We start from the raw sequence: 4,764 nt of genomic DNA, 5'->3' as shown, positions 1-4,764 counted from the left end.
GGGGCTGCGCTGCTTCTCGGTGGCCTTGAGCCGCTGCCACGCCGCATCGACCTCCTCGGGCGTCGCCGCGTCACCGTCGGCGAAGACGTGCGGGTTGCGCCGTACCAGCTTGTCGACGATCCCCGCGGCGACGTCGTCGATGTCCCAGCCGTCGGGGCCGCTGGACGAGTCCGAGGCGTCACCCGGTCGAGCGGCGACGGCAGCGTGGAAGACGACCTGCATGAGGAGGTCGCCCAGCTCCTCCCGGAGCTCGTCGGTGTCGCCCCGGTCGAGGGCGTCGAGCACCTCGTACGCCTCCTCGAGGAGGTAGTGCTGGAGAGAGGCGTGGGTCTGCTCGCGCGTCCACGGGCACTCGACGCGGAGCTGGTCCATGACCGCGACCAGGTCGAGCAGGCGGGCACCCGGCAGGTCGTACGACCCGAAGACCACCTCGACCTCGCCCGGGGCGTCCACGCCTCCGCCCGCCGCGGAGACGAGCGAGTCGGCGAGGCGGCGGGCCCAGGCGACGTCGCCGGTGGGTGCGATCCAGAGCGTCGAGCCCTGCTCGGCGGAGGTGTCGACAGGACCGGGGGGCGCCGGCTCGACGGTGAAGCCCGCGTGTCGGACCGCCTCGACGGTCGGATCGTCGGTGTCCGCGGCGATCACCCGACCGGCCTCGCGCACGGCGTCCCACGCCGCCAGCGTCATCAGTCCGGGAGCGACGCGGGGGCTGGTGACGAGGATCCTCACTCGCTCGACTCTACGCCGCGGCAGCGCTGGTTGGCGGGCACCGTGGCGGGGTCCTCCTGGGCGAGCTGCTCGCGCGACGCCGACAGGCTGAGGCCGGGGTCCGGCTGCCCCTCGGCGTCGAGGCCGAACCGCGGGTCGACGGTCGCGTCAACCCGCCGCAGCTCCTCGACGACGGCCTCGGTCCCGCTCTGCAGCAGCTGCTCGGTGTTCTCCTGGGTCACTGCCGTGCCAGTGACGTCGGCGCCGATCGCCGTACGCAGGGCCTGGCTCTCGAAGTCACGCTCGAGGATCTCCTGGACGTCGTCGGCGCGGCCCCGGAACATCGTCTCGAGCTGCTCGAGATCCTCCGCGCCGAGCGCCCACCGCGACCGCGGGACGTCGAGGTCGAGCTCCTCACTCAGGAGACGCGACCCGGCGAGCTGAAGCTCCTGCGTGACGAGGATCTGCCGGACGGCTCCCTGGCTGGGCGCCTCCGAACCCTGGGACGCGGCCGCCGTCGCGAGGTAGGCGCAGCCCGCGTCGGCCAGCGCGTCGAGCTTGCTCATCGAGAGCCGTTCGTCGCCGACGACCACGGCGTCACCCGGATGGACGCCGCCGCACCCGGCGAGCACGAACGCGCCGGCGACGGCGGCGAGGAGCGGGCGGGACGAAAGGCGACGGAGCATGCGGGGACGTTCCTCTCGGGCGGCGGCAGCCACGTGACACGGAACACACGCGGCAGACGACAGCCTAGAGCGCGCCGATCTGCCGCTGCACGGCGGTCTGGGGCCTCACTGGGGCGAGGCCGCCGCCGTCGCGCAGTCGGGGCAGGTCCCCCAGAACACGACCTCGGCCGCGGAGACGGCAAAGCCCTGAGCGTCGTCGGGGATGAGGCACGGCGCCTCGCCGGACACGCAGTCGACGTCGGCGATCTTCGCGCAGGACACGCACACGAGGTGGTGGTGGTTGTCCTGCGTGCGGGCCTCGAAGAGCGCCGGAGAGCCCGCAGGCTGGATCCGACGGACGAGCCCGTGCTCCGCGCAGGCAGCCAGGACGTCGTACACGGCCTGGACCGACACCGATCCGAGCGCTTCTCGGGTCACGGTGGTGAGCGTGTCGGCACTGGCGTGCGGGCGGTCTCGAAGGGCATCGAGGACGGCGAGCCGCTGGCGTGTGACCCTCAGCCCAACCTTCCTGAGGGCAGCCGCGGCGTCCCAGACCTGGGTCGATGGCATCTCTCCACGGTCGTCCCATGTCCGAGATCGTGCAACCGGGGCGAGATGACCGAGATGACCGAGATGTTGGCCGTCGGTCAGGCCGCTGCCGGCGCCGGAGCGATGACCGTGTCGATCAGCGTGCGGCACCAGTCCATGAGCTCGGCGTCGCGCAGCGGCTGGCCTCCGACCGGCTTCGTCTTGGGGCGCGGCACCAGCAGGAGCTGCGCCGTGGCCTTGACGACGGAGCCCGGATAGACCCGCTTGAGGCGCATCTGCCGCGACTCGGGGAGCTCCACCCCCGCGATGCGGATGTTGTTGCCGGCCACGGTGAGCTCGGAGATCCCGGCGTCGCGGGCCCGCACCCGCAGCCTGGCCACACCGAGCAACGCGTCGACGGCGGCCGGCGGCTCGCCGTACCGGTCGACCAGCTCGTCGCGGACCTCGGCCACCTCGGCGGCGGAGCGCACGTCGGCGAGCCGCTTGTACATCTCCAGCCGCAGCCGCTCGCTCTGGACGTAGTCGTGCGGCAGGTGGGCGTCGACGGGAAGCTCGAGCTTGACCTCGCGCACGTCCTCGCCCTGGTCGCCGCGGAACTCCGCGACGGCCTCGCCGACCAGCCGCACGTAGAGGTCGAACCCGACGTCGGCGATGTGCCCGGACTGCTCGCCGCCGAGCAGGTTGCCCGCGCCGCGGATCTCGAGGTCCTTCATCGCGATCGCCATGCCGCCACCGAGCTCGGAGTGCTGAGCGATGGTGGACAGGCGCTCGTGCGCGGTCTCGGTGAGCGGTTTCTCCGCCGGATAGAGGAAGTACGCGTACGCCCGCTCGCGCGACCGCCCGACGCGCCCTCGGAGCTGGTGCAGCTGCGAGAGTCCGAGCATGTCGGCCCGCTCCACGATCATGGTGTTGGCGTTGGACACGTCGAGCCCCGACTCGACGATCGTCGAGCAGACCAGCACGTCATACTTCTTCTCCCAGAAGTCGACCATGATCTGCTCGAGCTGGTGCTCGCCCATCTGACCGTGCGCCATCGCGATGCGGGCCTCGGGCACCAGGTCCTTCAACCGCTTGACGGCCTTGTCCATCGAGTTGACGCGGTTGTGGATGTAGAACGCCTGTCCGTCGCGCAGCAGCTCGCGCCGGATCGCGGCGACGACCTGCCGGTCCTCGTACGGCCCGACGAAGCTGAGCACCGGGTGCCGCTCCTCGGGCGGGGTCTGGATCGTCGACATCTCACGGATGCCCGTCACCGCCATCTCCAGCGTGCGCGGGATCGGGGTCGCCGACATCGCCAGCACGTCGACGGCGGCCCGCAGCGTCTTGAGCGCCTCCTTGTGCTCGACGCCGAACCGCTGCTCCTCGTCGACGACGACGAGGCCGAGCTTGGGGATCTTCACGCCCTTCTGCAGCAGCCGGTGGGTGCCGATCACGATGTCGACCGAGCCGTCGGCGAGTCCGTCGAGGACCTCCTTGGACTCCTTCTCGGTCTGGAAGCGCGACAGCGCCTTGAGGGTCACGGGGAACTGGGCGTAGCGCTCGGCGAACGTCGCGAAGTGCTGCTGGACGAGCAGCGTCGTCGGGACGAGGACGATCACCTGCATGCCGTCCTGGATCGCCTTGAACGCCGCACGCACCGCGATCTCGGTCTTGCCGTACCCCACGTCGCCACAGACCAGCCGGTCCATGGGCACGGGACGCTCCATGTCGCGCTTGACCTCGTCGATCGTCGCGAGCTGGTCGGGTGTCTCGTGGTACGGGAAGGCGTCCTCGAGCTCCCGCTGCCACGGCGTGTCCTTGGTGAAGGCGTGGCCCTGCGTCGCCTGCCGCGCGGCGTACAGCTTGATGAGCTCGCCGGCGATCTGCTTGACCGCCTTGCGGGCGCGCGACTTGCGCTTGTTCCAGTCCGCGCCGCCGAGCCGGTCGAGCGACGGCTGCTCGCCGCCGACGTAGCGCGTCACCTGGTCGAGCTGGTCGGTCGGCACGAAGAGACGGTCCGGCGGCTGCCCGCGCTTGGAGGCGGCGTACTCGATGACGAGGTACTCGCGGACCGCTCCCTGGACGGTGCGCTGCATCATCTCGACGTACTTGCCGACACCGTGCTGCTCGTGGACCACGTAGTCGCCGGGCGTGAGCTCGAGCGGGTCGATCTGCTTCTTGCGGCGCGAGGGCATCTTGCGGTCGTCGCGCGGAGCCGCGGCGGTCTGGCCGACGATGTCGTCCTGCGTGAGGACGACCAGGCCGATGCCCTCCGCGACGAGCCCGTGGTCGATGTCACCGCACATGACGTGGACGACGTGCGGCGTGAGGTCGTCGACCGTGACCGTCGGGTGGAAGCGTGCGGGGATGTCGTGCTCGCCGAGCACCTCCACGCTGCGCGCCGCCTGCCCCTCGCCGGGGGTCACCAGCGCGACGCGCGTGCCGTCCGACAGCCAGCCCTTGAGATCGACGAGGGAGCGTTCGACCTCGCCGCGATAGGACGGAGTCGCCACGAACGGCAGGTTGACGCCGTCGACGTCGATCCGTGCGAACTCGTCGGGCTCGCCCGTCTCAGCAGTCGGGCGATCGTCGTCGAGCAGGAACGGCGAGGTGGACCACCACGCCCGTCCGGACCCCAGCGTGTGCTGGCGGACGTCGGCAAGAGACCAGAACGCGGCGGCGCCGAGGTCGACGGGAGCCTTGCCACCACCGGCCGCGGCCGCCCACGAGGCTGCGAGGAACTCCTCGCTCGTCGCGACCAGGTCGTGGGCGCGGGTACGGACCCGCTCGGGGTCGCAGACCAGGACCGTCGCGTCCTGGGGAAGCAGGTCGACCAGCAGCTCCATCCCGTCGACGAGGGCGG

4 protein-coding genes are annotated in these 4,764 nt (G+C 71.3%); all 4 read right to left on the bottom strand.

All coding sequences use genetic code 11. From position 1 onward, the window contains the following. The coding region (locus PV363_RS15985; protein WP_301022847.1) for a MazG family protein at window positions 1–729 on the bottom strand (729 nt) is incomplete at its 3' end. Next, window positions 726–1,394, bottom strand: coding sequence for a hypothetical protein (locus PV363_RS15980; RefSeq protein ID WP_220343656.1), 669 nt, complete (start codon window positions 1,392–1,394; stop codon window positions 726–728). The genes PV363_RS15985 and PV363_RS15980, both read right to left, overlap by 4 nt. 105 nt (window positions 1,395–1,499) lie before the next feature. Beyond that, window positions 1,500–1,943, bottom strand: a complete 444-nt coding sequence (locus tag PV363_RS15975; protein ID WP_220343655.1) for a Fur family transcriptional regulator — start codon at window positions 1,941–1,943, stop codon at window positions 1,500–1,502. A 77-nt stretch (window positions 1,944–2,020) separates the two neighbouring features. Then, the coding region (gene mfd / locus PV363_RS15970) for a transcription-repair coupling factor (RefSeq protein ID WP_301022846.1) at window positions 2,021–4,764 on the bottom strand (2,744 nt) is incomplete at its 5' end.

The organism is Mumia sp., assembly GCF_028803055.1.
In the GTDB taxonomy this organism is placed as follows: domain Bacteria; phylum Actinomycetota; class Actinomycetes; order Propionibacteriales; family Nocardioidaceae; genus Mumia.
The sequence above is the reverse complement of the archived record's forward strand: the minus strand, read 5'-3'. Positions and strand labels throughout refer to the sequence as shown.